Origin of the sequence: Aureimonas sp. AU40 (genome assembly GCF_001463785.1) — a bacterium.
GTDB lineage: Bacteria > Pseudomonadota > Alphaproteobacteria > Rhizobiales > Rhizobiaceae > Aureimonas.
This window is the reverse complement of sequence record NZ_BBWL01000020.1, coordinates 1-26,498: the sequence shown is the minus strand read 5'-3', so window position 1 is coordinate 26,498 and position 26,498 is coordinate 1. Positions and strand designations below refer to the sequence as shown.

The window sequence follows — 26,498 nt, the reverse complement described above, 5'->3', positions numbered from 1 at the left end:
TGCCGAGAAGATCGCCGTGGTGCAGGAGATCGCCCGGCAGACCGACCTCTTGGCCCTGAACGCGGCGATCGAAGCCGCCCGCGCCGGCCAGCACGGCAAGGGGTTTGCGGTGGTCGCCTCGGAAGTGCGCAAGCTCGCCGAACGCTCTCAGGCGGCGGCGGCCGAGATCGGCGACTTGTCCTCGCGCACGCTGGTCGTGGCGGAAGATGCGGGGGCGCGGTTGGAGCGCTTGGTTCCGGACATCCGCAAGACGGCGGAGCTGGTGTCTGAGATTTCGGCGGCGTGCCGGGAGCAGTCGATCGGCATCGAGCAGATCAACCAGGCGATCGGGCAGCTGGATCAGGTGACGCAGTCGAACGCCGGGGCGGCCAACGAGATGGCGGCCACCGCCGACCAGCTGTCCACCGAGGCGGGCCGGCTGGAGGAGCGGGCGGGCTACTTCCGCATGACCGACGCCGAGCGCGAGCGCCTGCTGCAGGACGAAGCGGTGGAGATCGAGGCGACCAATCGGCAGGCGGAGCGGCAGAAGACGCGCGCTGCCAAGGCCGAGACGGGTTTCGAGACCGCTGTGACGCCGTCTCCCCGCACTGCAGCGCCCAAACTCTCCGCTGCCAAACTTTCTCCGGTCAAGGCCGGCGGCCCTCCCGGCGCGCCGAAGCCGGCCGCACGCAACAGCGCCAAGGCGCCGGTGGCCATGGCGGCGGGCAAGGAGGAAGGCTTGTTCGAAGGCGCGGGCGAGAATCCTGTCCATAGCCTTCAGGCCCAGGCGGCCAGCGCGCTGGCACGCCCGGCGACCGCTGCGGCAAAGGGCGGGTTCTCGCTGGATCTCGGCGGCGACGACAGTTTCGAGCGCATGAGCCGCTAAGCCGAAACCGAATTTCTTCCCCGTTCCGACATTCGAAAGGCCCGTGCAATCCGCGCGGGCCTTTCGCTTTTGCCGGAAGGATGCCAAGGCGAATTTCGGGCGGCAGGCGCGAGCGGACCTTTTCGGCGCCACAGTGCTGTGTTCGACGCTCCGGGTTGGAGCATCTCCGAGAGCAAGGCGGGCACGCCCTGCCCTCGAAGATTGCGGCAAAATCAGAACTCTCGAGCCTTTCGGTGAATTCGACTTCGCCGGGAAGGCTCCGGGGACTTGGCGAGAGGGCACGGGCTTCGGCCCGTCTGCGGTGGTGATGGGTTTCTTGCGTCGTTTTTGTCTGATCCTTCCGCTTCTCTGCCTGCTCCTCGCGCCGGCGGCGATGGCGCAGACCCCGATCGCGGCCGGGGCCACGAGCGCCCAGATCATTGCCGATCTCGACAGCAAGAGCGCGGACTACGACGCCGCCAAGGCGGGAATGGGCCAGGCCCAGAAGAGCGAGGACCGCGCAGCCTTGCGCGAGCGCGTGCTTGCCATCCAGGGCTCGGCCGAGCAGACGGTGACGGCGCTCGCTCCCATGCTAGAGGCGATGGACAAGCGCATCGGCGATCTCGGCGAAGCCAGCGAGACCGAAGCGCCCGACATCAAGACGCAGCGCGAGGCGCTGAACAAGGAGCGCACCGATCTTGACTCCGCGATCAAGCGCGCCCGCCTTCTGGCCACCAACGCGCGCGACACGGTGGAGACGATCAACCGGATGCTGGCCGAAGAGTTCAACCGCTCGACCTTCGAGCGCGTCTCCTCTCCCCTCACCGGCCGTTTCTGGAACTCGCTGGCGCTCAGCATGCGCTTCGACGTCTTGCGCGCAACGGGCTTCGGCAGCGACACGTGGGAGGGGCTGAAGCACGGCGTGGAAGGAGCGAGCCCGCTTGTTCTGGTCGCGACGCTCGGTGCCAGCCTCGTCCTGCTCTTTCCCGTGCGCCGGCGGCTTCGCGCGCTCGGGCGGCGCTTCGCCATCTCGCAGGCGCCGGGGACGCGCTTTCGCCGTTCGGGCCTGTCGCTCTGGTTCATCCTCGTCGGCACGCTGACCGCCAGCCTCAGCTTCCTCCTGTTCTGCCAGGGGCTGCGCTGGGCCGGGATGCTGACCGACGAGGCGGACGCCCTCGTCACCGCGCTTGTGGGCGCCGCCTCGTTCGGCGCCTTCATCGTCTCGCTCGGCGGCGGTCTGCTATTGGTGGACCAACCGTCTTGGCGCCTTCTGCCGCTCGGCAACGATGCGGCGGCGCGCCTGCGCCCCTATCCCACATTCGCGGCGATCCTGGTGACGATCGGCATCACCGTGGTGGCCTTCAACCGGATCGTCGGCGCCAGCCCCTCCTCGACCGTCGCCGCCAACTTGGCGATCGCTACCGCCTACATGCTGCTGGTTCTTTCGGTGCTCCTGACGCTGCACCGCCTGCGCCGCGAGCAGCGCGAGGAGAACCAGACGCCGACAACCTTGCGCAGCGTGGTGACGCTGACGACGCTTCTGTGCTGGCTGGCACTGATCGTCAGCGCCATCGCCGCGTTGCAAGGCTATGTGAACCTGTCCCTCTTCATCGGCCGGCAGACGGTCTGGATCACCGTGGTCTGCGCCTCGGCCTATCTCCTGCTCGTGGTGGTGGACGATCTCTGCACCACGCTTCTCTCGCCCGAGGCCTGGACGGGACGGGCCGCGCACGAAGCGCTGGGGCTGAAGCCCTCGACGGTCGGCCAGCTCGGCGTCGCCATGTCGGCGCTTCTGCGCATCGGCACGGTGCTGCTCGCGCTCGCCATGATCTTCGCGCCCTTCGGCCCTGGCACGGACGCGATCTTCTCGCAGCTCGGCGATCCGTTGCTGATCACCGTCGGCGGCTTCACGCTGGAGCCGGGCGCGGTTCTGCGCGCCCTGATCGCGCTGGCGCTCGGCATCGCCGCCATGCGCCTCGTGCGCCGCTGGCTGAACGAGACCTATCTGCCGACCACCGAACTCGACGCGGGCGCGCGCAACTCCGTTTCGATGATCGTGTCCTATGCCGGCATCATCCTCGCCGGCTTCTGGGCGCTGACCTCGCTCGGCATCGGGCTGGAGCGCATCGCGCTCGTCGTCAGCGCCCTGTCGGTCGGCATCGGCTTCGGCCTACAGGCTATCACGCAGAACTTCGTCTCGGGCCTCATCCTCCTCGCCGAGCGCCCGGTGAAGCTCGGCGACAGCGTGCGCATCGGCACGGACGAAGGGGATGTGCGGCGCATCAGCGTGCGCTCCACGGAAATCCAGCTGCCCGACCGCTCGACCCTGATCGTGCCGAACTCGGAATTCATCACCAAGCCGATCCGCAACATGACGCTGGCCGACCCGGTGGGGCGGGTGCAGATCAATTTCTCGGTCGCGCCCTCGGCCGATCTTCTCCTCGTGCGAAAGACCGTCCTGGAGATTTTCGACGAGCATCAGGCCGTGCTGGACGATCCCAAGCCCAGCGTCTTCATCGACGGGATCACCGAGGGCCGGGTCAACTTCAACTGCCTCGCCTTCGTCGCCTCGCCCCGGCAGGCCTATTCGACGCGAAGCGCGCTGTTCTTCACGCTCCTGGAGCGCTTCCAGACGCAGGACGTGCGGCTGGCCCCGACGGTCTGAGCGCTCACGTGCCCAGCGCGGGCGCCGGCGCGGCGCGCAGGTCGAAGCGCACCGTGATCTCCCGCCCCAGCCACTGTGCGGCCGGGTCGTTCTTGGTGCCGAGCCCGAAGGCGAGCCGGTCGATCACGGCCGAGCCCGCGACATGCGCGCTGCCGTCGGCCTGAGGCTCGAAGGTGAAGGGCACCTCGATCGGCGCGGTCTGGCCCTTGATGGTGACCGTGCCCTGCGCGCGAAAGCCGGTTTCGCTCTTTTCGAAACGGTCCAGCGCGACCGCGAGGCTGGGATGGGCGGCGATGTCGAGCCCGTCCGGGCCCGGCGCGCTGGAGCGCACGAACGGGTCGCCGACCGTGATCGACGCGGCGTCGATCTCGATGCGGGCGGAAGCCCGTGCGAGATCGGCGGGGTCGAAGCGGATCGCGGCCGTCCAGTCGGCGATGTCGCCCGTCATCGGCTTCCCGGAAAAGCTCGCCTCGTAGGTGAAGCGGGAGGCGGCCTTGTCCACCACCCAGCCGCCGGCCTCGGCGGGCTGCGCAGCCGGCGCCTCGCGAGCGGCGAGCGCGGGAGCCTTGGCGCTCTCCCCCTGCCCGGCGGCGAGACCGCCGCCGAGAAAGAGGGTTGCGAGACCCACTGCCAGCGGGATCGCCAGAAGCGCGGTGGACTGACGCGGCAGATGGCCGACCGGCATCATGCGCCGAAACGAGGCCTGCCGGTCGAGAACCGAATGTTTCAGTGCGCCCGCGACATGCAGGACCAGGAGGGCCAGGGTCGAATAGGCCAGCACCATGTGAAGCGTCGCGGCGACGCTTTCGCCGCCTTCGCTGCGCCAGGCGGCGGGGATCGGCAGGTTCGGCCAGGGCAGATGCTCCGACAGGAAGAGCAGCGTCGGGATCGCGGTCGGCGAAGCCGAGACCACGAACCAGCCCGACAGCGGCACCAGAAGCATTAAAGCGTAGAACAGGCCGTGGACGAGATGGGCCGCGCCCGCCTCCACCCGGCTCATCGGCGCGTGGGCCGGCGGCGGGTTCAGCAGCCGCCACGCGATGCGCGCCAGCGTCAGCGTGAGGACGAGGAGGCCGACCGTCTTGTGCCATTGGAAGAAGGCGAAGCGTCCGGCGTCCGGCAGGACGTCCAGCCGCATCATCACGAAGCCGCCGGCAAGCTGGAAGAGAATGGCGAGCGCGATCGCCCAGTGCAGGAGCATGGCCCCGGCATTGTAGCCCCTCACCTCGGCAGATCCGGTCCGCATGGTCTTCGCCCTTCAGCATGGGAGAGAAAGAAGGCCCGGCAATCGATGCCGGGCCTCGGTTGGTTCAAGTGTGGAAGCGTGCCGAGATCAGGACTGCGGAACGAACTCGGTCTCGATCGTGAGCTTCACGTCGTCGCTGACCGGGCCGACCAGCGCCGAGACGCCGAACTCGGAGCGCTTGATCGTGCCGGTGGCGGAGAAGCCGACCACGGGCTTCTGCGTCATCGGATGCGGGTTCAGCGCGGCGTTCATCTTGACGTCGAGCGTCACCGGCTTGGTCACGCCATGGAAGGTCAGGTCGCCCGTCACCTTGCCGGTGTCGGTGCCGGTGGTCTCGATCTTGGTGGAGACGAACTTGATCGTGTCGAACTTGGCGGCGTCGAAGAACATCTCGCCGGCGATCTCGGCGTCGAAATCCTTGTCGTCGGAGGGGTAGTTCGTGTCGACCGACTTCGGATCGATCGTCGCCGTCAGCTTCGACTTGGCGGGATCGGCCGGATCGAGGGTCAGCGTGGCGTTGATGTCGCCGAAGCGGCCGATGTAGTTCGAGGTGCCGAAATGGCTCACCGTCCAGAGCACGTTGGTGTGCGTGCGGTCCGCGACATAGGTACCGGCGGGAACGCCGACGGTCTGCGCCGACGCGGTGCCGAGGCCAGCCAGCAGGACGCCGAGGGTGAGAGCGGATTTCAGAAGCGACATCGAAAGGTCCTTGTTCCGGGATCGGAAGTGGGGCGAACCTACGGGTCCTTTCGCAACCGCGAAATCCCTTCCGACGCGACACACTGTCTACGCGGAAGACCGGATTTTTGCGGCGCACCGACAACAAAGCGTCGTGATGGCGCCGTGATCGGTGGCTCCGTTCCGGCGATTTTCCCGCCGCGATGCAGCGTCAGAGCGCGGCGAGCCGCTGCCGATTCTCGCGCCACCAGATATAGACGCCGCTTCCCACCAGGATCACCGTTCCCGCCATCATGGCCGGGCGCAGCGGATCGCCGAACAGGGCGACGCTGAGGAGGCTCGCGCCCATGACCTGCGAATACAGGAAGGGCGAGAGCAGCGAGGCCGGCGCATGGGCGAAGGCGCGCACCAGCACGAAATGGCCGATCGTGCCGAGCGAGCCGATCGCGACCAGCAGCAGTCCGGTGCCGAGATCGGGCGTCTGCCAGCTCGGGCCGACGATGAGCGTCAGGATCACCGCGCCGGCCGCGGTCGTGTTGAACTGCGTGGCGGCCGCGTCCTCGCGCCCCGCCAGATGCCGGGTGAGCAGGAGATAGACGGCGTTCAGCACCGCGGCGACGAGCACCAGGACGAGCGCGGGGTGGAAGGTGCCGAAGCCCGGCGAGAGGATCAGCATCATGCCGAGGAAGCCGGCGAGAACGGCGGCGATCCGATGCGGTCCGATCCGCTCGCGCAGAACGACGACGGACAGGATCGTCACCATGATGGGCGAGAAGAACAGGACCGCCGTCGCGTCCGCCAGCGGAACGCGCTTCAGCGCCTCGTACATGAGGAATGTCGTCGCGAGCAGGATGAGCCCGCGCAGGATCTGAAGGAACGGATGGCGCGTGCGCAGGAAGCCGGTGCCCGTGCGGGCCGAAAGGTAGACGGTGAGGATCACGGTCTGCACGAAGTAGCGACCCCAGATGACCTGGATCACCGGAAGCAGCATCGTCAGATGTTTGCCGAGCGCGTCCATGCCCGAGAACATGATGCCGGCGCCGACCGTCAGGAGAATGCCGACGAGGAGCGGATTGTCTTTGTGCAAGGGTCTTGGGTCCCGGTGTCTGGAGGTTGGGCCTTCCGTTCCAGACGAAGCGGCAAAGCAGGGTGGGTCGTGGGTCGTCAGGGAGCCGGCGTCACGGCGAAGCCTCCGCGCCGCTGCGCTCCTCCGCGATATAGGGGAGCGGCGGCGGGCGGGCGCCCGCGCGGTGGCGGCCGAGGCGCTCGCAGCCCTTGTCGCGCGAGGCCCGCAGGTGCCCGGCCAGCGCCTTGGCCGCCACGTCTCCCTCGCCCCGGCCGAGCGCTTCCAGAATAGCGGCGTGCTCGCTGAGGAACGGGTCCACCGTGTCCGGCCCGCAGATCATGTGCTGGAGATGCTTGCCGCAGACGAAGGAGGCGCGCGCGCGCGCCAAGGCCTCGACGAATTCGCCATTGGGACAGAAGCGCAGGAGCGTGACGTGGACATCCTCCTCCAGCGTGTCGAGCTCGCGCGTCGACAGGCGCGGAAAGCGCCGCTCGGCTCGGCTCAGCCGATCGCGCGCGGCGCCGAGCACGGGGGCCGGCAGCGCCGGTGCGGCGAGGCGCAGGGCGGCGGGCTCCAGAAGGAAGCGCAGGTCGTAGAGATCGGCCAGCCGCCGCTCGTCCAGCGGCACGGTCCACCAATGGGCGTCGCGCTTCTCGGCAAGGCCGGCGGCGCGGGCGCGCAGAAGAAGCTCGCGCGCCGAAGGGCGGCCGATGGCGTGATGGCGGGCCAGCGCCAGTTCGCTGACCCGAAAGCGCCCGAACAGGGCGCGTTCCAGAAGCTCGCGCTCGACGCGGTAATAAAGGTCGTCGTCTGCCTTGGGCTCGAGCGCATGGGCGCCGACCTGGTCGCCCGTCAGCTCGATGCGGCACGGCCCGCCCGCGCGGCCCGCCAGCACGCCGCGCCCCTCGAAGCGGCGCACCAGTCCTTCCGCCTCGAGTTCGGCCAGGGCCTGGCGCACCGGCTGGCGGCTGGAGCCGAACAGCGCGGCGAGCGGGCCTTCCAGAAGCACCGCGCCTTCCGGCAGGTCGCCGGAGACGAGCTGCCGGCGCAGCGCCTCGACGATGCGCCGATAGGCCGGGCGCCGCGCGCCGAGCTGGGGGCCAGACGAGGGGCCAAGCAGGGGGCCAGTCGCCGGGCCGGAGCCGCCGTCCACCGGCGGGTCCGTCAGGTGATCGCGCCGATCTGCCAGGGCACGAACTCGTTGTCGCCGTAGTCGTAGATCTCGCTGAGCGTGCGCTGGCCCGAGGCGACCGCCAGGATCGTCTCGAACATGCGCTGGCCGGACTCCTCGATCGACTCCTCGCCGGTGACGATGCCGCCGCAGTTGATGTCCATGTCCTCGGTCATGCGCTCGAACATCTCGGTGTTGGTCGCCACCTTGATGGTCGGCACCGGCTTCCAGCCCGACACCGAACCGCGCCCGGTGGTGAAGACCAGCATGTTGCAGCCGCCGGCGATCTGGCCCGTCACGGCCACGGGGTCGTAGCCCGGCGTGTCCATGAAGACGAAGCCCGAGCGGTCGATCGGCTCGGCATATTCGTAGACCGCTTCGAGCGGCATGCTGCCGCCCTTGGCCACCGCGCCAAGCGATTTTTCCAGGATCGTGGTGAGACCGCCCGCCTTGTTGCCGTGCGAGGGATTGTTGTTCAGCTCCGCCCCGTGGCGCGCGGTGTAGCCGCGCCACCATTCGATGCGCTCCATCAGCTTTTCGGCGACGGCCGGCGTCACGGCGCGGCGGGTGAGGAGATGCTCGGCGCCGTAGATCTCGGGCGTCTCGGCAAGGCAGGTCGTGCCGCCATGGCGCACGAGAAGGTCCGAGGCGTAGCCCAGCGCCGGGTTGGCGGAAATGCCGCTATAGCCGTCCGACCCGCCGCATTCGAGCGCGAGCTTCAGCCCTGACAAAGGCTGCTCCGTGCGCTCGGCGGCGTTCACGGTGGGCAGCATTTCGCGGATGATGGCGGTGGCTTCCTCCACCGTGCGCCGCGTGCCGCCGAGCTGCTGGATCGTCATCGTGCGCAGGAGCGGGCCTTCGGCGAGGCCGTACTTGTCGGTGATGAGCGAGATCTGGTTGGTCTCGCAGCCCAGCCCGATCATCAGGATCGCGCCGAAATTGGGGTGCCGGGCATAGCCCGAGAGCGTGCGCGTCAGCACCTCGTAGCCCTCGGTCTTGGTGGACAGCGCGCAGCCCTGGCCGTGCGTCAGCGCCACCACGCCGTCGACATTGGGAAAGCCGTCGAGCCCGCCCCTGTTGTTGAAATGGTCGGCGATGGCGCGCGACACCGTGGCCGAGCAGTTCACCGAGGACACGATGCCGATATAGTTGCGCGTGCCGACCTGCCCGTCCGCCCTTGTGTAGCCCAGGAAGGTGCGGCGCTCGGCCTCCGGCAGAAGCGGCGTCTCGCGCGCGTCGGAGGCGTAGTGGTGGTCGGCGTGGCTGTCCTGCATGGCGAGATTGTGCAGGTGGACATGCTCGCCCGGCGCGATGGGCTGCGAAGCGGTGCCGATCACCTGCCCGTATTTCAGGACCGGAGCACCCTGCGCGATGGCGCGCAGCGCCACCTTGTGGCCGCTGCCGATCTCGGCCGCCGCCCGCACGCCGCCGCCGATCGGCTCGCCCGCCTGCACGGGGCGGCGGGCGACGGCGACATTGTCCTCGCCGTTCAGGACGATGACGGGCGAAACCTCGGCGATGACGGACATGAAGCCTCCCAGGCGCCGGAAGGGGCGGGACCCGAACGATCCCGCCGCCATCCGATAAATGTCTATTGCATGCAATAGTCATTTCATGCCGGACGGGGTTCCGTCAAGCGCCTGGAATGGTTCTCAATAGGCGGGACGCTCGCCGGCGATGACGCCCTTGCGCAGGAGGAAGCAGCCGTAGAAGCGGGGATCTGCCACCTGCACCACGGCGAAGCTCTTCTTGGCCGCCTCGTAGAAGGCATAACGCTCGATGGGCCGGATCAGCGTCTTCTCGCCGGCCGCCTCGATCTCGGCCCGCACCGTCGCGCGCGGCTCGGGCACTTCGTCCGGCTTGCCCACGACTTCCATGCAGCGCACGGGATCGTCCACGAACGCGTCCAGCGGCATGAGGCTGAGAATGGCGCGGGCGGCGCGCTCGATCGGCACGGCGGACAGGTTCACCAGCTTGCCGGACGTGGTTTCGGCGGCCACAGACTCGGCCGGGAAGTTGCCGTCCACGATGGCGATGTCGTCGCCATGGCCCATGGCGGCGAGAACCCAGAGAAGATCGGGGGTCAGAAGCGGGTCGAGGGATTTCAGCATGGCGGGTCTCCCGTTTTTAGCCTTTCCAGGCAAGGCCGACGCGCCTTGCCTGGGATCATGGGGCAGAGTCAAACACTTGGCGCCTGTCCGGTGAATGCGAATCCGCCGGACATGAGGCGTCAGGCGCGGTGAAGATGGGCTTCGATGGACGCGGGCTTCATCTCGATGGAGAAGCCGGGCGCGCGCGGCGGGAAGTAGCGCCCGCCCCGAACGTCGCAGGGCTCGAAGAAATGCTCATGCAGGTGGTCGACATATTCGGCGACGCGCCCGTCCCAGCTTCCCGAGATGGAGAGATAGTCGATCATCGACAGATGCTGGACATATTCGCAGAGGCCGACGCCGCCGGCATGCGGGCAGACCGGCTTCTCGAACTTCGCCGCCATCAGCATGATGGCCAGGTTCTCGTTGAGGCCGCCGACTCGCGCGGCGTCGATCTGCACCACGTCGATCGCCTCGGCCTGGAGGAACTGCTTGAACAGGATGCGGTTCTGGCACATCTCGCCGGTCGCGACCTTGACCGGGGCGACGCCGCGACGGATCGCGGCATGGCCGAGAATGTCGTCGGGCGAGGTCGGCTCCTCGATGAACCAGGGGTCGAACTGGGCGAGTTCCTTCACCCAGTCGATCGCCTCGCCGACCTCCCAGATCTGGTTGGCGTCGATCATCAGCATCCGGTCCGGTCCGATCTCCTCGCGCAGGATGCGGCAGCGGCGGATGTCGTCCTCCAGATCGCGCCCGACCTTGAGCTTGAAATGCGACCAACCCTCATTGATGCCCTCGCGGCAGAGGCGGCGGATCTTGTCGTCGTCATAGCCGAGCCAGCCGGCCGAGGTCGTGTAGCTGGGATAGCCCTGGCTCGTCAGCTTCTCCAGCCGGGCGGCCTGCCCTTCCTTGGCGCGCTTCAGGATGTCCAGAGCCTCGCCCTTGGTCAGCGCGTTGGACAGGTAGCGGAAATCGACGAGGCGGACGATCTCCTCGGGCTCCATCTCGGAGACGAGCTGCCAGACCGGCTTGCCCGCAGCCTTGGCCCAGAGGTCCCACACCGCGTTGACCACCGCGCCGGTGGCCAGATGCATGACGCCCTTGTCTGGCCCGACCCAGCGCAGCTGCGAGTCGCCCGTCACGAAGCGCCAGAACTCGCCCATGTCGGCGGTGATCTCGGAGAGCTTCAGCCCGTGCAGCTTGGGCGCGAGCAGGTCGATCGCCGCGCGGCAAAGATCGTTGCCCCGGCCGATCGTAAAGGTCAGCCCATGGCCCTGCGGCCCGCCATCGGTCTCGAAGGCGACATAGGCCGCGGAATAGTCGGGGTCCGGGTTCATCGCGTCCGACCCGTCCTTCTGCAAGGACGTGGGAAAGCGGATGTCGTAGGAGCGATGCGATTGGATCGTCCAGTCCTGAACCATGGTTCCTCCCCGAGCGGGCGCCCGACCAATAGACGCGCTCTTTGTTTCTGATATGAAATGGGTAATCATGAGTGAAACGGATCGTCAAGCGACAGGGAGCGAGCGAATGGCGAGGGAGGACGGCGGCGAGGGCTCGGACGGCGGCGACCGCGAGCGGCGCTACACCGCGCCGGCGCTGGAAAAAGGGCTGGATATTCTGGAGCTTCTGTCCGCCTCGCGCGAGGCGCTGACCCTGCAGCAGATCGGCGACGGGGTGGGCCGCACCAAGGGCGAGATCTTTCGCATGGTGAGCGTGTTGCAGGATCGCCTCTATATCGAGCGCACGGAAAGCGAGGATCGGTTCCGCGTGACCGACCGCCTGTTCCGCCTCGGGCTCAGCCGTCCGGTGAACCGCTCGCTGGTGGAAACCGCCCTGCCCTTCATGAACGCCTTCTCGGACGCGACGGGCTATGCCTGCCATCTCGCCGTGCCCAGCGAAACCCAGATGGTGGTGATCGCGCGGGTGGAAAGCACCAGCCACATCGGCTTCACCGTGCGCATCGGCTATCGCCAGCCGCTGACGCTGACGGGCTCCGGGCGCTGCCTCCTCGCCTTCATGAGCGCGCGCCGCCGCCATCGCACGCTGCTCGACATCCACCGCGAGGAGCCGGCCTTCGACCTCGATGCGCTGGAGCCGGAACTGGCCGCCATTCGCGCGGCCGGCCATGTCGCGCGCCAGAGCGGCCTGTCGGAGGCGGTGGTGGACCTGTCGGTTCCCGTCACCGAGGCACACGAGGGCGGCGCCATCGCGGCCCTCACCTGCCCCTACCTGCGCATTCGGCTGAACCCGTGGGAGCCAGACGCGCTGCTCGCCGAACTCGCCCAGGCCGCTGCCCGTATCGGCCAGGGTTTGGCGCTGCAGCGGGATTGATTTACCCGCGCATCCATGATGTACCCTTGAAACACTCAACGGGAGGAGACCAGCTGATGGCCGGACGGCTCGCAGGCAAGACGGCTGTGGTGACAGCCGCAGCGCAGGGAATGGGCCGCGCGGCGGCGCTGGAATTCGTGGCCGAGGGCGCGAGCGTTCTGGCGACCGACATCAACGCGGCGGCGCTGGAAGACCTGAAGGCTGATGGGATCGAGACGCAGGTCCTCGACGTGACCGACGCCGAGGTGGTGAAGGCCTTCTGCGCCGGCCGCGCCGCGCCCGACATCCTGTTCAACTGCGCGGGCTATGTCCACGCCGGCACGATCCTCGAATGCGAGGAGAAGGACTTCGACTTCTCCGTCGCGCTCAACGTGCGCTCCATGTACCGGCTCATCAAGGGCTTCCTGCCCGGCATGATCGACAAGGGCGGCGCCTCGATCGTCAACATGGCCTCGGTCGCCTCCAGCGTCATCGCCGCGCCCAACCGTTTCATCTACGGCACCACCAAGGCGGCCGTGGTCGGCCTCACCAAGTCGGTCGCGGCCGACTTCGTGACCAAGGGCATCCGCTGCAACTGCATCTGCCCCGGCACGGTGGAAAGCCCCTCGCTGGGCGACCGGATGCGCGCGCTCGGCGACTACGAGACGGCGCGTGCCGCCTTCATCTCGCGCCAGCCCATGGGCCGCCTCGGCACGCCCGAGGAAATGGCCAAGCTCGCCGTATTCCTGGCGTCCGACGAGTCCGGCTTCATGACGGGTCAGGCGCTCGTGGTGGACGGCGGCTGGTCCAACATCTGACCGCGCGCCGCACAATTTCGAGAAAAGGGAGACTGCCATGAAACTGCTTCGCCACGGCGCACCCGGCGCGGAAAAGCCCGGCCTTCTGGACGCCGACGGCCGCATCCGCGACCTTTCGGCCCATGTAAGCGACCTGTCGGGCCGCTGGCTGACGCCGGACGGCCTTGCCGAGATCGCCAAGCTCGACATCGCCTCACTGCCGCTGGTGGAAGGTGATCCGCGCCTCGGCGCCTGCGTCGCCGGCACGGGCAAGTTCATCTGCATCGGCCTCAACTATTCCGACCACGCCGCCGAGACCGGCGCCAGCGTGCCCTCCGAGCCGATCATCTTCATGAAGGCGACCTCGGCCATCGTCGGGCCGAACGACGACATCGAAATCCCGCGCGGATCCGAGAAGACCGACTGGGAAGTTGAGCTCGGCGTCGTCATCGGTAAGACGGCAAAGTATGTCTCGGAAGCCGAGGCGCTGGACCACGTCGCCGGCTATTGCGTCATCAACGACGTGTCGGAGCGTGCCTTCCAGACCGAGCGCCAGGGCCAGTGGACCAAGGGCAAGAGCTGCGACACGTTCGGCCCGACCGGCCCGTGGCTCGTGACCAAGGACGAAGTGGACGATCCGCAGAATCTCGGCATGTGGCTGGACGTGAACGGCCATCGCTACCAGGACGGCTCCAGCCGCACCATGGTTTACGGCGTCGCCTTCCTCGTCTCGTACCTGTCGCAGTTCATGAGCCTGCAGCCGGGCGACATCATCTCCACCGGCACCCCGCCCGGCGTCGGCCTCGGCCAGAAGCCCAACGTCTTCCTGAAGGCGGGCGACGTGATCGAACTCGGCATCGAGGGCCTGGGCACGCAGCGCCAGACCTGCCGCCAGGGCTGAGCCCCTGAAGGAGGCGGGGCCGACGAGAATGTCGTCAGTCCCGCGTCCAGCGCTCGCGCGAGGCTTCGAGGTGCATCCGCATGGCCGCCTGCGCCAGGATCGGATCGCCCGAGCCGAGCGCCTCCAGGATAGCCTCGTGCTCAGCCAAGGCGACGCGCCAGGTTTCCGGCGTCTCGAAGCGCACGCGCATCTGCGCCGAGATCGGGCTGTGGCGATCGTCGAACAGCTCGCGCACGATGCGCGTCAGCACGGCATTGCCGGTCTGCGCGGCGATCGTGAGATGGAAGAGACGGTCCTGCTCCAGGGGCTTGCGACCGGCGTCGATCTCGGCGCCCATGGCATTCAACGCCTGCCGCAGCTGGGCGAGCGTGTCCGGCGTCATGCGCGCGGCGGCAAGCTGGGCCACCGTGCTCTCGATCGCGGCCCGCGCGCGCATCAGCTCCGACGGGCTTTCGCCGAGCGGGCGGGTCGGGGCGTACGCCTCCTCGCCCGGCGCGCAGACATAGACGCCGGAGCCCATGCGGATTTCGACGCTGCCGTCGATCTCCAGCGCGATCAGCGCCTCGCGCAACGAAGGCCGCGAGACGCCGAGCTGCACCGCCAGTTCCCGCTCTGCCGGCAGGCGCGAGCCCGGGGGAAATTGGCCGGCGCGGATCAGGGCGCGAATCTGGTCGGCGACCTGCTGGTAGAGCCGGCGACCGTCGAGACCCTTGATGGCTTCGGACATGCATCCCTCCTGATTGGCCTGACCATAGCGACGATCCCGGCGCGTCGGAAGCGGAAATGAGCTCCTTCTCGCGATATGAATTCCTTAAAGTCTGACAAGTTGTGCTCGACTATCAAAACTGGCTTGACCAATTCCAAGGAGCATCCTAACCCTAGCTTCATCGGCCGAGAGGCCTGAGACGCCAGCCCGGGAGGAACGGGCGGCGCGGCGCTCTCAACGGGGCGCGGGAGGACAGGATGCAGCAGTCAGGTTCCAGCCCCGCCATGGCGGGTCGCACCGCCACGACCGGTGACGCGCAAACCGGCGCCCCCATGCCGGCCGGCGAGACGATCCTTCGCCTGCACGAGATCACCAAGGAATTTCCCGGCGTGAAGGCGCTCGGCGGCGTGTCCTTCGACCTGCGCCGCGGCGAGGTCCATGCCGTGTGCGGCGAGAACGGCGCCGGCAAGTCGACGCTGATGAAGATCATCAGCGGCCTCTACCAGCCGACCTCGGGCAGCATCGTCTACAAGGGCGAGGAGCGCCATTTCGCCTCCACCACCGAGTCCGAGGCGCTCGGCATCGCCATCATCCACCAAGAGCTGAACCTCGTTCCGCACCTGTCGATCGCCGAGAACATCTATCTCGCCCGCGAGCCGCGCGTGGGCGGCCTGTTCGTGGACCGCGCCAAGCTGCGCCGCGACGCGCGCGCCTGCCTGGAACGCCTGGGCCTTTCGCTCGATCCCGACCGGCAGGTCCGGGGCCTGTCGGTGGCGCAGTGCCAGATGGTGGAGATCGCCAAGGCCCTGTCGCTGAACGCCGAAGTGCTGATCATGGATGAGCCGACCTCCTCGCTCACCGAAAGCGAGACGGCGGTCCTGTTCGGCGTCATCCGCGATCTCAAGCGCTCGGGCGTCGGCATCGTCTACATCTCGCACCGGCTGGACGAGATGGCCGAGATCGTGGACCGCGTCACGATCCTGCGCGACGGGCGCTATGTCTCGACCGACGATTTCGCCGCCCTCTCGGTGGATGACATCGTCGCCCGCATGGTCGGCCGCTCGCTGGAGGAGAAGTTCCCCGACCGCCTATCCGTGCCGGGCGAGGACGTCCTGATGCGGGTCGAAGGGCTGACGCGGGCCGGCACGTTCCACGACATCGGCTTCACGCTTCGGCGCGGCGAGATCCTGGGCTTTGCCGGTCTCATGGGCGCGGGCCGCACGGAAGTGGCGCGCGCCATCTTCGGCGCCGACCCGCTGGATTCGGGCACGGTGGAGCTGTTCGGCCACCCCGTTTCGATCGGGTCGCCGCAGGACGCGATCCGCGAAGGGCTCGCCTATCTCTCGGAGGACCGCAAGAGCCACGGGCTCGCGGTCAAGATGCCGGTGGCCGCCAACATGACGCTGGCCCATCTCGGCGGTGTGTCGAAGAACGGCTTCATCGACTTTGCGCAGGAAGAGACGGTCGCGCAGCGCTATGTCGATCTTCTCAGCATCCGCACCCCTTCCGTGCATCAGGTGACGCGGCTGCTGTCGGGCGGCAACCAGCAGAAGATCATCATCGGCAAGTGGCTGTTCCGCCAGTCGCGCATCCTGTTCTTCGACGAGCCGACGCGCGGCATCGACGTCGGCGCCAAGTTCCAGATCTACAAGATCATGGACGAGCTGGCCTCGCAGGGGATCGGCGTCATCCTGATCTCGTCCGAACTTCCCGAAATCCTCGGCCTGACCGATCGCGTCGCCGTATTCCACGAGGGCCGCATCACCGGCATCCTGGAAACGAAGCAGACCTCGCAGGAAGAGATCATGCACTACGCCTCGGGCCACGCCCGCCGGGCGCCCAGTCTTGCGCATTGAGGACGCCATGACCACGATCCCCCAAGACAAGCCGCGCGGGCCGCTCCTCAGCGATCGGCAAAAGGACCTGATCCAGAAGTTCGCCGCGCTCGGCAGCCTCTTCGCCCTGGCCGTCGTCTTCTCGGCCACCTCCAGCGCCTTCCTGACCGTCAACAACGGCATGACGATCGCGCTTCAGGTGACCTCCATCGCGCTGCTCGGCATCGGCGCGACCTGCGTCATCATCACCGGCGGCATCGACCTGTCGGTCGGCTCGGTGCTGGCGCTGGCCGGCGTCGTCGCCGCGCTGGCTGTGAAGGAATGGGGCATGCCCGTGCCGCTCGGCATGCTGCTCGGCATCCTCGTCGGCACGATGTGCGGCGTCGTCAACGGGCTTGCCATCACGCGCGCCAAGCTGCCGCCCTTCATCGCCACGCTCGGCATGATGATGGTGGCGCGTGGTCTCGCGCTCCAGATCACCGGCGCGCGCGCCGTCTCGGGCCTCGGCGACAGTTTCGGCGAACTCGGCAACGGCGCCCTGTTCCGTATGGTCGAGATCGGCGACGACGGCTTTCCCACCGTCACCTTCCCCGGCATCCCCTATCCCGTGATCCTCATGGTGGTGATCGCCATCGCGGTGGCCATCATGCTGCGCCGAACGGTGCTCGGCCGGCACATCTATTCCGTCGGCTCCAATGCGGAAGCGGCGCGCCTGTCGGGCGTCAACGTCGCCCGCGTCACGCTCTTCACCTATGTCCTGTCCGGCATGCTGGCCGGGCTTACGGGCTGCGTTCTCATGTCCCGCCTCGTCACCGCCCAGCCGAACGAGGGCGTGATGTACGAACTCGACGCCATCGCCAGCGCGGTGATCGGCGGCACGTCGCTGATCGGCGGCGTCGGCACGATCTCGGGCACCATGATCGGCGCCTTCGTCATCGGCATCCTGCGCAACGGGCTGAACATGAACGGCGTCTCGGCCTTCACGCAGCAGATCATCATCGGCCTCGTGATCCTGGCGACCGTCTGGATCGACCAGCTCCGCAACCGCCGCTAACCCCATTCCCGCCCGCCCCCGGCGATCCGGGGGCGGCGCGGGCGTCAAGCAGACCACTCGGGAGGAAATGTCATGCGCAATCTCGTCGCCGCCTTGGCCGGATCGGCCCTCGCCCTCGTCGCCTTCTCGGCCCAGGCCGCCGAAAAGGAAGTCGCCGTCATCGTGAAGACGGTGAACTCGACCTTCTGGCAGAACGTCCAGAAGGGCGTCGACGCCGCCAAGAAGGATCTGCCGGAAGGCACGACCACGACCTTCAACGGCCCGGCCTCGGAATCGGCCATCGCCGATCAGGTCAACATGGTCGAGAACGCGGTGAACCGTCAGGTCGCCGGCATCATCCTCGCCCCGTCCGACCCGGACGCGCTCGTGCCGGCCATCAAGAAGGCCTGGGAAGCGCGCATTCCCGTCGTGCTGATCGACAGCCAGATCGCCGAAAGCGGCGCGCAGTACTACCAGTCCTTCCTCGCCACCGACAACAAGAAGGCCGGCGAGATGTCCGCCAAGGCGCTGATCGACAAGGTCGGCACCGAGGGCAAGATCGCGGTCATGTCCTATGTCGCGGGCGCGGGCTCCGAGATCGGCCGCGTCGGCGGCTTCACCGACTACATCAAGGCCCACTCCAAGCTGCAGATCGTCGGCCCGTTCTATTCGCAGTCGCAGATGGCGACCGCGCTGAACCAGACCACCGACGTTCTGGCCTCGAACCCCGACCTCAAGGGCATCTTCGGCGCCAACGAGCCCACCGCCATCGGCATGGGCCGCGCGCTCGCTCAGTCCGGCAAGGCCGGCAAGGTGGTCGCCGTCGGCTTCGACGGCAACGAGGACCTTCAGGGCTTCGTGAAGGACGGCACGCTCTCGGCCATCGCCGTGCAGGGCTCGTTCCAGATGGGCGAACTCGGCACCCAGACCATCGCCAAGCTCCTCAAGAAGGAGAAGGTCGAGAAGCAGCAGGACACCGGCGTCGTGATGGTCACCAAGGACAATATCGACAAGCCGGAAGCCAAGAACGTCCTTTACTGATCCAACGTCCCCGCCGGCGGCGCCCTGCCGCCGGCGGGTTTCCCTATCTCTTCCAACGAGAGCCTGACGTGATGAAGACGACGGACCGCCGCGAACTGCCCAATGGCAAGGTCAGCCTGACCGGGCTCGGCCTTGGCTGCGCGCAGATGGGCAACCTTCTGAAGCTGATGCCCTTCTCCGACGCGCGCGAGACGGCCGACGCCGCCTGGGACGCGGGCATCCGCTATTTCGACACGGCGCCCTTCTATGGCTTCACCCGGTCCGAGCGTCGGCTCGGCGCCATTCTCGACGAGCGCGCGCGCTCCGACTTCGCGATCAGCACCAAGGTCGGCCGGCTCATGGTGCCGGACGAGACCGTGGGCGCGGAGGCGGAGGGCTATGTCGATCCCTGTCCGTTCCATCAGGTCTACGACTACAGCTACGACGCGATCCTGCGCTCGTTCGACGCCAGCCAGCAGCGGCTGGGCATGGTGCGGTTCGACATTCTCTATGTCCACGACATCGGCCGCGTGACCCATGGCGAGCGCCACGAGCACCATTGGAACCAACTGACCAAGGGCGGCGGCTTCAAGGCGCTCACCGAACTGCGCTCGGACGGGCGCATCGGCGGCTTCGGCCTCGGCGTCAACGAGTGGGAGGCGGTGAGCGAGGCGCTGGACGAGTGCGACCTCGACGTGTCCATGCTCGCCGGGCGCTACACGCTCCTGGAACAGGAAAGCCTCGCGCTTCTCCAGAAGTGCGTCGATCGCGGCGCGCGCATCGTGGTGGCCGGCGCCTTCAACTCGGGCGTCCTGGCCGGCACCAACAATTTCAACTATGGCGACGCGCCGGAAGACGTGATCCGCCGCGTCGGCGAGCTGCGCGCGGTGGCGCAGGAGTTCGGCGTCGCCATCCAGGCCGCTGCCCTGCAGTTCGGCATGGCGCATCCCGCCGTCGTGTCCTGCGTGTCCGGCGCGCGCAACGCCCGGCAGATCCGCTCCAATGTGGAGTGGTTCGAGGCGGAGATTCCGGCCGAGTTCTGGGCGGCGCTACGCCAGCGCGGCCTCGTCGCCGAAGGCACGCCCCTGCCCGGCCTTCCCGCCTGACATAACTTCCGGCTCGGGGTCGCCCTTCGCCACCCCGAGCGTCCGACCTCCATTCGCGAGCCTGCCCCATGCTGACCATCGTGTGCGAAACGCCGGGAACCCTCCGCCCCCGCGAAGAGCCCAAGCCGACACGCGGCGAAGGGGAGGTTCTTCTCCGCATCCGGCGCATCGGCGTCTGCGGCACGGACCTGCACATCTTCTCCGGCAACCAACCCTATCTCGCCTATCCCCGCGTCATGGGCCACGAGTTGGCCGGCACGGTGGAGGAGGCGCCGGAGGGCTCGGCGCTGCACCGGGGCGACCAGGCCTATGTCATCCCCTATCTCTCCTGCGGCGAATGCCATGCTTGCCGCCAGGGCAAGACGAACTGCTGCTCGCGCATCCAGGTGCTGGGCGTCCATCGCGACGGCGGCATGACCGAATACCTCAGCCTGCCCGAGCGCTTCGTGCGCAAGGCCGAGAGCATCACGCTCGATCAGGCCGCCATGGTGGAGTTCCTCGCCATCGGTGCCCATGCGGTGCGTCGCGGCGCGGTGATGGACGGGCAGAACGTGCTCGTCGTCGGCGCCGGGCCGATCGGCATCGCCGTCGCGATCTTCGCCCGGCTGCGCGGCGCGCGGGTCACCATGCTCGACACACGCGAGGACCGTTTGCGTTTTGCCGGGGCGCATCTCGGCGTCCACGAGGTGGTGCAGGCGGGCGAAGGCGATCACGAGCGCCTGTCGGCGATCACGGGCGGCGACTTCTTCGACGTCGTCTTCGACGCGACCGGTAGCCCCAAGGCGATGGAGCGGGGCTTCGGCTTTGTCGCCCATGGCGGGGCCTATGTGCTGGTGTCCATCGTCGCCAGCGACATCCGCTTCAACGACCCGGAATTCCACAAGCGCGAGACCACGCTGCTCGGCAGCCGCAACGCGACGCCGGAAGACTTCGAGACCGTGGTGGATGCGCTGCGCGCCGGCGACGTGCCGAGCGAGGCGCTGCTGACGCACAGCCTGACTCTTGCCGAAGTGCCAGAGCATTTCGCAGGGCTTCTCGACCCGGCCGCCGGCGTCATCAAGGCCATGGTACGGATCGACTGATTCCTCCTTCCACGACCGACAGGCCCCGCGCTTCGAACTCCGGTTCGAGGTGTCGGGGCTTTTCGGCGTTTCCGCCTTTCCAATCGGCCAATTCACGCTGCATTGCACAAGATTTGAGCCTGAATAAGGATTGACCAACCCTTTCCAACCCGTAAGATGTCAGACCAATTCCAATGGTTTGACGGCTCGGTTTTGGACGGTGTGTCTCCTCTTCCCGCGATGGATCGGCTGCGCGACACGCTGGACGCGCTCGGGCGGCATGTCGAGCGCGCCGGGCTCCGGGCCGGCGACCGGCTGCCGGCCGAGCGGGAGATGATGCAGGCGCTGGCGGTCGGCCGCTCCACCATCCGTGAGGCGGTGCGCCAGCTTCAGGCGCTGGGCGTCGTCGAAACGCGAAAGGGCAGCGGCTCCTATCTCCTGCGCCCTCTGTCGGCCGCCACCGTCCACATGCCGCTTTCGATCACCGCGACGGGCCTGCGTGAAGGGCTGCTCCAGACGCTCGACATTCGGCGCGGGCTGGAGGCGGAGGCGAGCGCCCTGGCCGCGCTTCGCCACACGGGCGAGGATCTCGGCCGCATGGAGGTGCGCCTTATCGAGATGGAGCGGGTGCATCGTTTGAACGGCACGGCCGGGCCGGAAGACCTTCTCTTCCATCTCTCGGTCTATGAGGCCGCGCACAACCCGCTGTTCAGCCAGCTTCTGGAACAGATGCGCGAGGCCTTCGAGCGCTTCTTCCTCAAGCCCTTCGACAGGCCCGACTTCGCCGGCCGCTCCTTCCCCTTCCATCGCGAGATGTTCGAGGCGATCGCCGCGCGCGACCCCGGCCTCGCGCGGGAAAAGACCCTCGCCATTCTCGACATCGTCGAGGAGGACATCAAGGACATGTCGCAATGACCGATCCCGCCGCACTCGATCCGTTCTCGCTGATCGCGGCTCATGACGAGCGCCACGCCTTCGACGCCGTGGTGCCGCCGATCGCCCAGACCTCGCTCTTTACCTTCAACTCCTTCGCGGAGATGGAGGAGACCTATCTCGGCCAGCGCGTGCGCCCGACCTATTCGCGCGGCCTCAACCCGACCGTTCGCCTGTTCGAGGAGAAGCTCGCCGCCATGGAAGGCGCCGAGGACGCGATGGGCTTTGCCAGCGGCATGGCGGCGATTTCGTCGGCGGTGCTGGCCTTCGCCGAGCCCGGCGACCGCATCGTCGCGGTGCGCCACATCTATCCCGACGCCTATCGCCTGTTCGAAATCCTCCTGAAGCGCATGCGCATCGAGGTGACCTATGTCGACGGGCGCGACGAGGAGGCGGTGGCCAGAGCCCTGCCCGGCGCCAAGCTCTTCTACATGGAAAGCCCGACGAGCTGGGTGATGGAGACCCACGATGTCGGCGCGCTGGCCAAGCTCGCCAAGGCGCACGGCGTCCTCACCATGATCGACAACTCGTGGGCGACGCCGGTCTTCCAGCGGCCGATCGCGCTCGGCGTCGACCTCGTGATCCATTCGGCCTCGAAATATCTCGGCGGCCATTCGGATGTGGTGGCCGGCATCGTCGCCGGCTCCAAGGCGCTGATCCGCGAGATTCGGGCCCAGACCTATCCCTATCTCGGCGCCAAGCTCTCCCCCTTCGACGCCTGGCTGCTGATCCGGGGCCTGCGCACCCTGCCGATCCGCATGCGGGCGCACGAAGCGGACGCGCTCGCTGTGGCCCATCACCTCAAGGCGCAGGATTGCGTGGAATCCGTCCAGCACCCCGCGCTCGCCAACGCGCTGCCGCCGGGCCTGGAAGGCACGTCGGGCCTCTTCTCCTTCACCTTCAAGGAAGGGGTGAACGTGCCGCGCTTCGCCGACAGCCTGAAGCTTTTCAAGCTCGGCGTGTCCTGGGGCGGACACGAAAGCCTCTGCGTGCCGGGGCAGGTCGTCCTGTCGCAGAACCAGGGGCCGAATTCCGGCCACGCCTTCGGCATCTCGCCGCGCTCCGTCCGCCTTCATGTCGGCCTCGAAGGCGCGAACGCGCTGAAGGCCGATCTCGATGCGGCCATCACCGCCGGCCTCGCCGCCTGACCTCGATCCCAACCCGACCCACAGGAGACATCGCAGACATGAAACGCATGATCCTCACCGCGTCCCTCGCCTCCTTCCTTCTGTCGGGAACGGCCATGGCCGACACGACGCTGAAGCTCGTCGAAGTCATCACCAGCCCCTCGCGCACCGAGACGCTGAAGGAAATCGTCGCCAAGTTCGAACAGGCCAATCCCGGCACCAAGGTCGAGATCACCTCGCTGCCCTGGGGCGAGGCCTTCGAGAAGTTCGCCACCATGGTCTCGGCCGGCGAAACGCCCGACGTCATGGAGATGCCGGACACCTGGGTCGCGCTATATGCCAAGAACGGCGCGCTGGAGAGCCTGGAGCCCTATCTCGCCAAGTGGCAGGGCGCGGCCGACCTCAACGACCGGGCGCTGGAGTTCGGCCGGCAGGTGGACGGAAAGACCGCCTACATGCTGCCCTACGGCTTCTACATGGGCGCCATGTTCTACAACAAGAAGCTGTTTGCCGAGGCCGGCGTCGAGGGTCCGCCCAAGACCATCGCCGAGTTCCAGACGGCGTCCGAGAAGGTCTCCAAGCTGCCCGGCAAGTACGGCTACTGCCTGCGCGGCGCGCGCGGCGGCCTGAACGACTGGACGGTGTTCATGAACGCCATCGCCGGCAACAACACCTATTTCAAGGAAGACGGTACCTCGACCTTCGCAGACCCCGATAAGGTGAAGGGCCTCGCTTGGTACATCGACTACTACAAGAAGGGTCTGGCGCCCAAGGACTCCATCTCCTGGGGCTTCAACGAGACGGTGGCGGGCTTCTATTCCGGCACCTGCGCCATGCTGAACCAGGACCCGGACGCGCTGATCGCCATCTCCGAACGCATGAAGCCGGAAGACTACGGCGTCGTGCCGCTGCCCAAGGGCGAGGCCGGCAAGGCCTTTCCGGTGATCGGCTATGCCGGCTGGTCGATGTTCCAGACTTCCGAGCACAAGGATCTCGCCTGGAAGCTGATCGAGACGCTGCAGGGCACCGAAGGCAACGTCGCCTGGAACAAGAAGACCGGCGCGCTGCCGGCGCTGAAGTCGGCCGAGAACGATCCGTTCTATGCCGGCGACAAGTTCAAGGGCTGGTTCGACGAGCTGAAGGATTCCAACATCGTCCCGACGCCGCTGCCGAGCTATCTCGAGGAGTTCGCCTTCTTCAAGGACAGCCTCGTGCCGGCCTCCTCGCAGCGCGCCCTGCTCGGCGAGATCACGCCCGAGGACATGGCCAAGGAATGGGCGGACTATCTCACCACCGCCCAGCAGGCCTACCTCGCCAACAAGACGAAGTAACCCCTCTCGCGCGCGGCGGCGGCTCATCCGCCGCCGCGCTCCCCTGGCCCTCCCCGAAGGGATGACCCGCCTTGACCACGACCACTGAAGGCCTCGTGCCGTTTCAGGATCGCCGCACGCCCGGCCAGCGCTTTCTCCAGGCCGCCGAGCCCTATCTCTACAGCGCGCCGGCGCTGGTCCTGATCCTCGCCGTCATGCTGGTGCCGCTGGTGATCGGCGTGTCCTACGCGTTTCGCGACATCCGCCTGCTCAGCCCCTTCAGCGGCGGCTTCGTCGGGCTGAAGCATTTTCACGCGCTCTGGGTCGACCGCAATTTCTGGCTGGCGCTGAACAACACGCTCTACTGGACCGGCATTTCCGTCGCGCTCCAGTTCCTGCTCGGCCTGACGCTGGCGCTGCTTCTCAACCGGCCCTTTCGCGGACGCGGCATCGTGCAGGCGCTCTGCTTCCTGCCCTGGGCGGTGCCGACCTTCCTGTCCGGCCTAAACTGGGCCTGGATGTTCAACCCCGTGGTCGGGCCGATCCCGCATTGGCTTTTTGCGCTCGGGCTGATGGACGCGCCGACCAATATCCTGGCCGATCCGCAGCTCGCCATCTGGGGGCCGATCGTCGCCAATGTCTGGTGGGGCATTCCCTTCTTCGCCATCACCATGCTGGCCGCGCTGCAGTCCATCCCGCGCGACATCTACGAGGCGGCCTCGATCGACGGCGCCAATGCGGTGCAGCAGTTCTGGTCGATCACCCTGCCCTTCCTGGCGCCGACCATGGCGATCACGCTTCTTCTGCGCACGGTCTGGGTCGCCAATTTCGCCGACCTCATCGTGGTGATGACCGGCGGCGGCCCGGCCGACCGGACGCAGATCGTGGCGAGCTACATCTTCACCACCGCCTTCCGAAAGCTCGATTTCGGCTATGCCTCGGCGATCTCGCTGGTGCTGCTGGGGCTTCTCCTTCTCTACTCCCTCGCTCTGGTGTCGCTGCGCCAGATGCTGCTGCGCAAGGGCTGATCCGCATGAGCCATCACAGCCTTCTCGGCACGCTGGCGCATCGCTTCGCGCTGCTTCTCTTCGTTCTCTTCGCGCTGTTTCCGCTCTACTGGCTGGTGAAGGTCTCGGTGACGCCGAACGACCTCATGTATTCCGAAGGCGTGCGGATGTGGCCCTCGCGCACGAGTCTGGAGCATTTCCGCTTCGTCCTGGAGAACTCCAACTTCCCGCTCTTCTTCCGCAACAGCCTGATCGTCTCGCTCTCGACGGCAGCCATCGTCACGGTGATCGCGGCCTTCGGCGGCTACGCCTTCTCGCGCTTCGCCTTTCGCGGCAAGATGTGGATCACCGGCCTTCTGCTCGTCACGCAGATGTTTCCGCTGGTGATGCTGATCGCGCCGATCTTCCGCATGCTCTCGCCGCTCGGCCTTACCAACTCGCTGACCGGCCTTATCCTCGTCTACACCACGTTCAACGTGCCCTTCGCCATCTTCCTGATGCAGAGCTTCTTCGACGGCATTCCGAGGGATTTGGAGGAGGCCGCGCAGATCGACGGGGCGAGCCGCTTCCAGGCGTTTCGCGAGATCATCGTGCCCCTCACCCTGCCCGGCATGGCGGCGACGCTCGGCTTCGTCTTCACCGCCGCCTGGAGCGAGCTTCTCTTCGCGCTCATGCTGGTGTCGAAGGTGGACGCCTCGACCTTCCCCGTCGGGCTCCTGTCCTTCGTCTCGAAGTTCGGCGTCGATTTCGGGCAGATGATGGCCGCCGGGGTGCTCGCGCTCATTCCCGCCGTCCTGTTCTTCCTCCTCATCCAGCGCTTCCTCGTGCAGGGCCTGACGGCCGGCGCGGTCAAAGGCTGAAGGATTTCCCATGGCTGCCATCGACATCCGCTCCGTCCACAAGGCCTATGGGCCGCTCACCATCCTGCGCTCGGTCGACCTATCGATCCGCGCCGGCGAGTTCATCGTGCTGGTCGGCCCGTCCGGCTGCGGAAAATCGACCCTGCTGCGCATGATCGCGGGGCTGGAGGAGGTAACGGGCGGCGAGATCGCCATTGCCGGAAACCGGGTCAACGAGCTGCCGCCCAAGGACCGGAACCTCGCCATGGTGTTCCAGTCCTACGCGCTCTACCCGCATATGTCGGTCAGCGGAAACATGAGCTATGCGCTGCGCCTGAAGAAGACGCCGAAGGAGCGCATTCTCTCCGCCGTGTCCGGCGCGGCCGAGAAGCTCGGCCTCACCAAGCTGATTGACCGGCGACCCAAGGCCCTGTCGGGCGGGCAGCGCCAGCGCGTCGCCATGGGGCGGGCCATCGTGCGCCAGCCGCAGGCCTTTCTGTTCGACGAGCCGCTGTCCAATCTCGACGCGCGCCTGCGCGAGCACATGCGCGCGGAGATCAAGAAGCTGCATCAGGAACTGGGCGCCACCTCGATCTACGTCACGCACGACCAGATCGAGGCCATGACGCTGGCGGACCGGATCGTCGCCATGGAGGGCGGCGAAATCCGGCAGATCGGCTCGCCGCTCGATCTCTACGAGCGCCCGGCCAACCGTTTCGTCGCCGGCTTCATCGGCTCGCCCGCCATGAA

The 26,498-nt window shown here is 67.3% G+C and carries 24 protein-coding genes; 16 read left to right on the top strand and 8 right to left on the bottom strand.

The features are described 5' to 3' along the window. Nucleotides 1–865 (top strand): methyl-accepting chemotaxis protein (locus AUL32_RS26240; RefSeq protein ID WP_280137569.1); only part of this gene is annotated, 865 nt, incomplete at its 5' end. A 316-nt stretch (nt 866–1,181) separates the two neighbouring features. Then, nucleotides 1,182–3,509, top strand: a complete 2,328-nt coding sequence (locus AUL32_RS07235; RefSeq protein WP_192847439.1) for a DUF3772 domain-containing protein — start codon at nt 1,182–1,184, stop codon at nt 3,507–3,509. A 4-nt stretch (nt 3,510–3,513) separates the two neighbouring features. Here the strand turns inward: AUL32_RS07235 and AUL32_RS07230 are convergent, their stop codons facing one another. The 7 genes from AUL32_RS07230 to AUL32_RS07200 all read right to left on the bottom strand — a co-directional run bounded on the left by AUL32_RS07230 (nt 3,514) and on the right by AUL32_RS07200 (nt 11,184). Then, nucleotides 3,514–4,755: a cytochrome b/b6 domain-containing protein gene (locus AUL32_RS07230; protein WP_062113178.1), complete on the bottom strand. Its 1,242-nt coding sequence runs from the start codon at nt 4,753–4,755 to the stop codon at nt 3,514–3,516. 87 nt (nt 4,756–4,842) lie between these two features. After that, a complete protein-coding gene (locus tag AUL32_RS07225; RefSeq protein ID WP_061977035.1) occupies nt 4,843–5,454 on the bottom strand; it encodes a YceI family protein in 612 nt (203 codons plus the stop codon). A 190-nt stretch (nt 5,455–5,644) separates the two neighbouring features. After that, nucleotides 5,645–6,520, bottom strand: a complete 876-nt coding sequence (locus AUL32_RS07220) for a DMT family transporter (protein WP_082659371.1) — start codon at nt 6,518–6,520, stop codon at nt 5,645–5,647. A 91-nt stretch (nt 6,521–6,611) separates the two neighbouring features. Next, the gene (locus AUL32_RS07215; RefSeq protein ID WP_062113175.1) at nt 6,612–7,652 is read right to left on the bottom strand and encodes a GntR family transcriptional regulator; all 1,041 of its coding nucleotides are present in this window, start codon (nt 7,650–7,652) and stop codon (nt 6,612–6,614) included. 11 nt (nt 7,653–7,663) lie between these two features. Next, the gene (locus AUL32_RS07210) at nt 7,664–9,199 is read right to left on the bottom strand and encodes a UxaA family hydrolase (RefSeq protein ID WP_062113187.1); all 1,536 of its coding nucleotides are present in this window, start codon (nt 9,197–9,199) and stop codon (nt 7,664–7,666) included. A gap of 123 nt (nt 9,200–9,322) precedes the next feature. After that, nucleotides 9,323–9,781 (bottom strand): RbsD/FucU family protein, encoded by a 459-nt coding sequence (locus tag AUL32_RS07205; RefSeq protein ID WP_062113172.1) that lies wholly within the window; start codon nt 9,779–9,781, stop codon nt 9,323–9,325. A gap of 119 nt (nt 9,782–9,900) precedes the next feature. After that, nucleotides 9,901–11,184: an L-fuconate dehydratase gene (locus AUL32_RS07200; RefSeq protein WP_062113169.1), complete on the bottom strand. Its 1,284-nt coding sequence runs from the start codon at nt 11,182–11,184 to the stop codon at nt 9,901–9,903. Between the two features lie 106 nt (nt 11,185–11,290). On the opposite strand from AUL32_RS07200, the gene AUL32_RS07195 reads away from it, so the two are divergent. Genes AUL32_RS07195 through AUL32_RS07185 form a run of 3 tightly spaced genes read left to right on the top strand, consistent with a single transcriptional unit; the run spans nt 11,291 to nt 13,771 of the window. After that, nucleotides 11,291–12,094, top strand: a complete 804-nt coding sequence (locus AUL32_RS07195; RefSeq protein ID WP_062113166.1) for an IclR family transcriptional regulator — start codon at nt 11,291–11,293, stop codon at nt 12,092–12,094. A gap of 56 nt (nt 12,095–12,150) precedes the next feature. Beyond that, the gene (locus AUL32_RS07190; RefSeq protein ID WP_062113163.1) at nt 12,151–12,891 is read left to right on the top strand and encodes an SDR family oxidoreductase; all 741 of its coding nucleotides are present in this window, start codon (nt 12,151–12,153) and stop codon (nt 12,889–12,891) included. Nucleotides 12,892–12,928: 37 nt separating this feature from the next. Continuing rightward, nucleotides 12,929–13,771 carry a fumarylacetoacetate hydrolase family protein gene (locus AUL32_RS07185; protein WP_062113159.1) on the top strand — a complete coding sequence of 281 codons (843 nt, stop codon included), beginning with the start codon at nt 12,929–12,931 and terminating at the stop codon, nt 13,769–13,771. 34 nt (nt 13,772–13,805) lie between these two features. Here the strand turns inward: AUL32_RS07185 and AUL32_RS07180 are convergent, their stop codons facing one another. Beyond that, entirely contained in the window at nt 13,806–14,498 is a 693-nt protein-coding gene (locus tag AUL32_RS07180; protein WP_062113157.1) for a FadR/GntR family transcriptional regulator, read from the bottom strand. Between the two features lie 311 nt (nt 14,499–14,809). Between AUL32_RS07180 and AUL32_RS07175 the strand changes: the two genes are divergently transcribed. The 11 genes from AUL32_RS07175 to AUL32_RS07125 all read left to right on the top strand — a co-directional run. After that, nucleotides 14,810–16,333 (top strand): sugar ABC transporter ATP-binding protein, encoded by a 1,524-nt coding sequence (locus AUL32_RS07175; protein ID WP_062113184.1) that lies wholly within the window; start codon nt 14,810–14,812, stop codon nt 16,331–16,333. A 7-nt stretch (nt 16,334–16,340) separates the two neighbouring features. Further along, nucleotides 16,341–17,366, top strand: a complete 1,026-nt coding sequence (locus tag AUL32_RS07170; protein WP_062113155.1) for an ABC transporter permease — start codon at nt 16,341–16,343, stop codon at nt 17,364–17,366. A 72-nt stretch (nt 17,367–17,438) separates the two neighbouring features. Further along, nucleotides 17,439–18,386 carry an ABC transporter substrate-binding protein gene (locus AUL32_RS07165; protein ID WP_062113152.1) on the top strand — a complete coding sequence of 316 codons (948 nt, stop codon included), beginning with the start codon at nt 17,439–17,441 and terminating at the stop codon, nt 18,384–18,386. Between the two features lie 71 nt (nt 18,387–18,457). Next, nucleotides 18,458–19,471 (top strand): aldo/keto reductase, encoded by a 1,014-nt coding sequence (locus AUL32_RS07160; RefSeq protein ID WP_062113149.1) that lies wholly within the window; start codon nt 18,458–18,460, stop codon nt 19,469–19,471. A 68-nt stretch (nt 19,472–19,539) separates the two neighbouring features. Next, nucleotides 19,540–20,553 carry a zinc-binding alcohol dehydrogenase family protein gene (locus tag AUL32_RS07155; protein ID WP_062113147.1) on the top strand — a complete coding sequence of 338 codons (1,014 nt, stop codon included), beginning with the start codon at nt 19,540–19,542 and terminating at the stop codon, nt 20,551–20,553. A 219-nt stretch (nt 20,554–20,772) separates the two neighbouring features. Further along, on the top strand, nt 20,773–21,447 hold the full coding sequence (locus AUL32_RS07150) for a FadR/GntR family transcriptional regulator (RefSeq protein WP_156421356.1): 675 nt from the start codon (nt 20,773–20,775) through the stop codon (nt 21,445–21,447). Beyond that, complete coding sequence (locus AUL32_RS07145) at nt 21,444–22,613, top strand: PLP-dependent transferase (protein ID WP_062113142.1); 1,170 nt, start codon at nt 21,444–21,446, stop codon at nt 22,611–22,613. Before AUL32_RS07150 ends, AUL32_RS07145 begins: the two co-directional genes overlap by 4 nt. 38 nt (nt 22,614–22,651) lie before the next feature. Next, nucleotides 22,652–23,923 (top strand): ABC transporter substrate-binding protein, encoded by a 1,272-nt coding sequence (locus AUL32_RS07140; RefSeq protein WP_062113139.1) that lies wholly within the window; start codon nt 22,652–22,654, stop codon nt 23,921–23,923. Between the two features lie 71 nt (nt 23,924–23,994). Further along, the gene (locus AUL32_RS07135) at nt 23,995–24,930 is read left to right on the top strand and encodes a carbohydrate ABC transporter permease (protein WP_062113136.1); all 936 of its coding nucleotides are present in this window, start codon (nt 23,995–23,997) and stop codon (nt 24,928–24,930) included. Between the two features lie 5 nt (nt 24,931–24,935). Beyond that, nucleotides 24,936–25,769: a carbohydrate ABC transporter permease gene (locus tag AUL32_RS07130; RefSeq protein ID WP_062113133.1), complete on the top strand. Its 834-nt coding sequence runs from the start codon at nt 24,936–24,938 to the stop codon at nt 25,767–25,769. Nucleotides 25,770–25,779: 10 nt separating this feature from the next. Beyond that, nucleotides 25,780–26,498 (top strand): ABC transporter ATP-binding protein (locus AUL32_RS07125; protein WP_062113130.1); only part of this gene is annotated, 719 nt, incomplete at its 3' end.

Bases quoted from the DNA above. Each gene is read 5' to 3' on its own strand.
- AUL32_RS07230 (WP_062113178.1), bottom strand. From the start codon at position 4,755: ATGCGGACCGGATCTGCCGAGGTGAGGGGCTACAATGCCGGGGCCATG.
- AUL32_RS07225 (WP_061977035.1), bottom strand. From the start codon at position 5,454: ATGTCGCTTCTGAAATCCGCTCTCACCCTCGGCGTCCTGCTGGCTGGC.
- AUL32_RS07210 (WP_062113187.1), bottom strand. From the start codon at position 9,199: ATGTCCGTCATCGCCGAGGTTTCGCCCGTCATCGTCCTGAACGGCGAG.
- AUL32_RS07205 (WP_062113172.1), bottom strand. From the start codon at position 9,781: ATGCTGAAATCCCTCGACCCGCTTCTGACCCCCGATCTTCTCTGGGTT.
- AUL32_RS07200 (WP_062113169.1), bottom strand. From the start codon at position 11,184: ATGGTTCAGGACTGGACGATCCAATCGCATCGCTCCTACGACATCCGC.
- AUL32_RS07195 (WP_062113166.1), top strand. From the start codon at position 11,291: ATGGCGAGGGAGGACGGCGGCGAGGGCTCGGACGGCGGCGACCGCGAG.
- AUL32_RS07190 (WP_062113163.1), top strand. From the start codon at position 12,151: ATGGCCGGACGGCTCGCAGGCAAGACGGCTGTGGTGACAGCCGCAGCG.
- AUL32_RS07185 (WP_062113159.1), top strand. From the start codon at position 12,929: ATGAAACTGCTTCGCCACGGCGCACCCGGCGCGGAAAAGCCCGGCCTT.
- AUL32_RS07180 (WP_062113157.1), bottom strand. From the start codon at position 14,498: ATGTCCGAAGCCATCAAGGGTCTCGACGGTCGCCGGCTCTACCAGCAG.
- AUL32_RS07175 (WP_062113184.1), top strand. From the start codon at position 14,810: ATGCCGGCCGGCGAGACGATCCTTCGCCTGCACGAGATCACCAAGGAA.
- AUL32_RS07170 (WP_062113155.1), top strand. From the start codon at position 16,341: ATGACCACGATCCCCCAAGACAAGCCGCGCGGGCCGCTCCTCAGCGAT.
- AUL32_RS07165 (WP_062113152.1), top strand. From the start codon at position 17,439: ATGCGCAATCTCGTCGCCGCCTTGGCCGGATCGGCCCTCGCCCTCGTC.
- AUL32_RS07160 (WP_062113149.1), top strand. From the start codon at position 18,458: ATGAAGACGACGGACCGCCGCGAACTGCCCAATGGCAAGGTCAGCCTG.
- AUL32_RS07155 (WP_062113147.1), top strand. From the start codon at position 19,540: ATGCTGACCATCGTGTGCGAAACGCCGGGAACCCTCCGCCCCCGCGAA.
- AUL32_RS07150 (WP_156421356.1), top strand. From the start codon at position 20,773: ATGGATCGGCTGCGCGACACGCTGGACGCGCTCGGGCGGCATGTCGAG.
- AUL32_RS07145 (WP_062113142.1), top strand. From the start codon at position 21,444: ATGACCGATCCCGCCGCACTCGATCCGTTCTCGCTGATCGCGGCTCAT.
- AUL32_RS07140 (WP_062113139.1), top strand. From the start codon at position 22,652: ATGAAACGCATGATCCTCACCGCGTCCCTCGCCTCCTTCCTTCTGTCG.
- AUL32_RS07130 (WP_062113133.1), top strand. From the start codon at position 24,936: ATGAGCCATCACAGCCTTCTCGGCACGCTGGCGCATCGCTTCGCGCTG.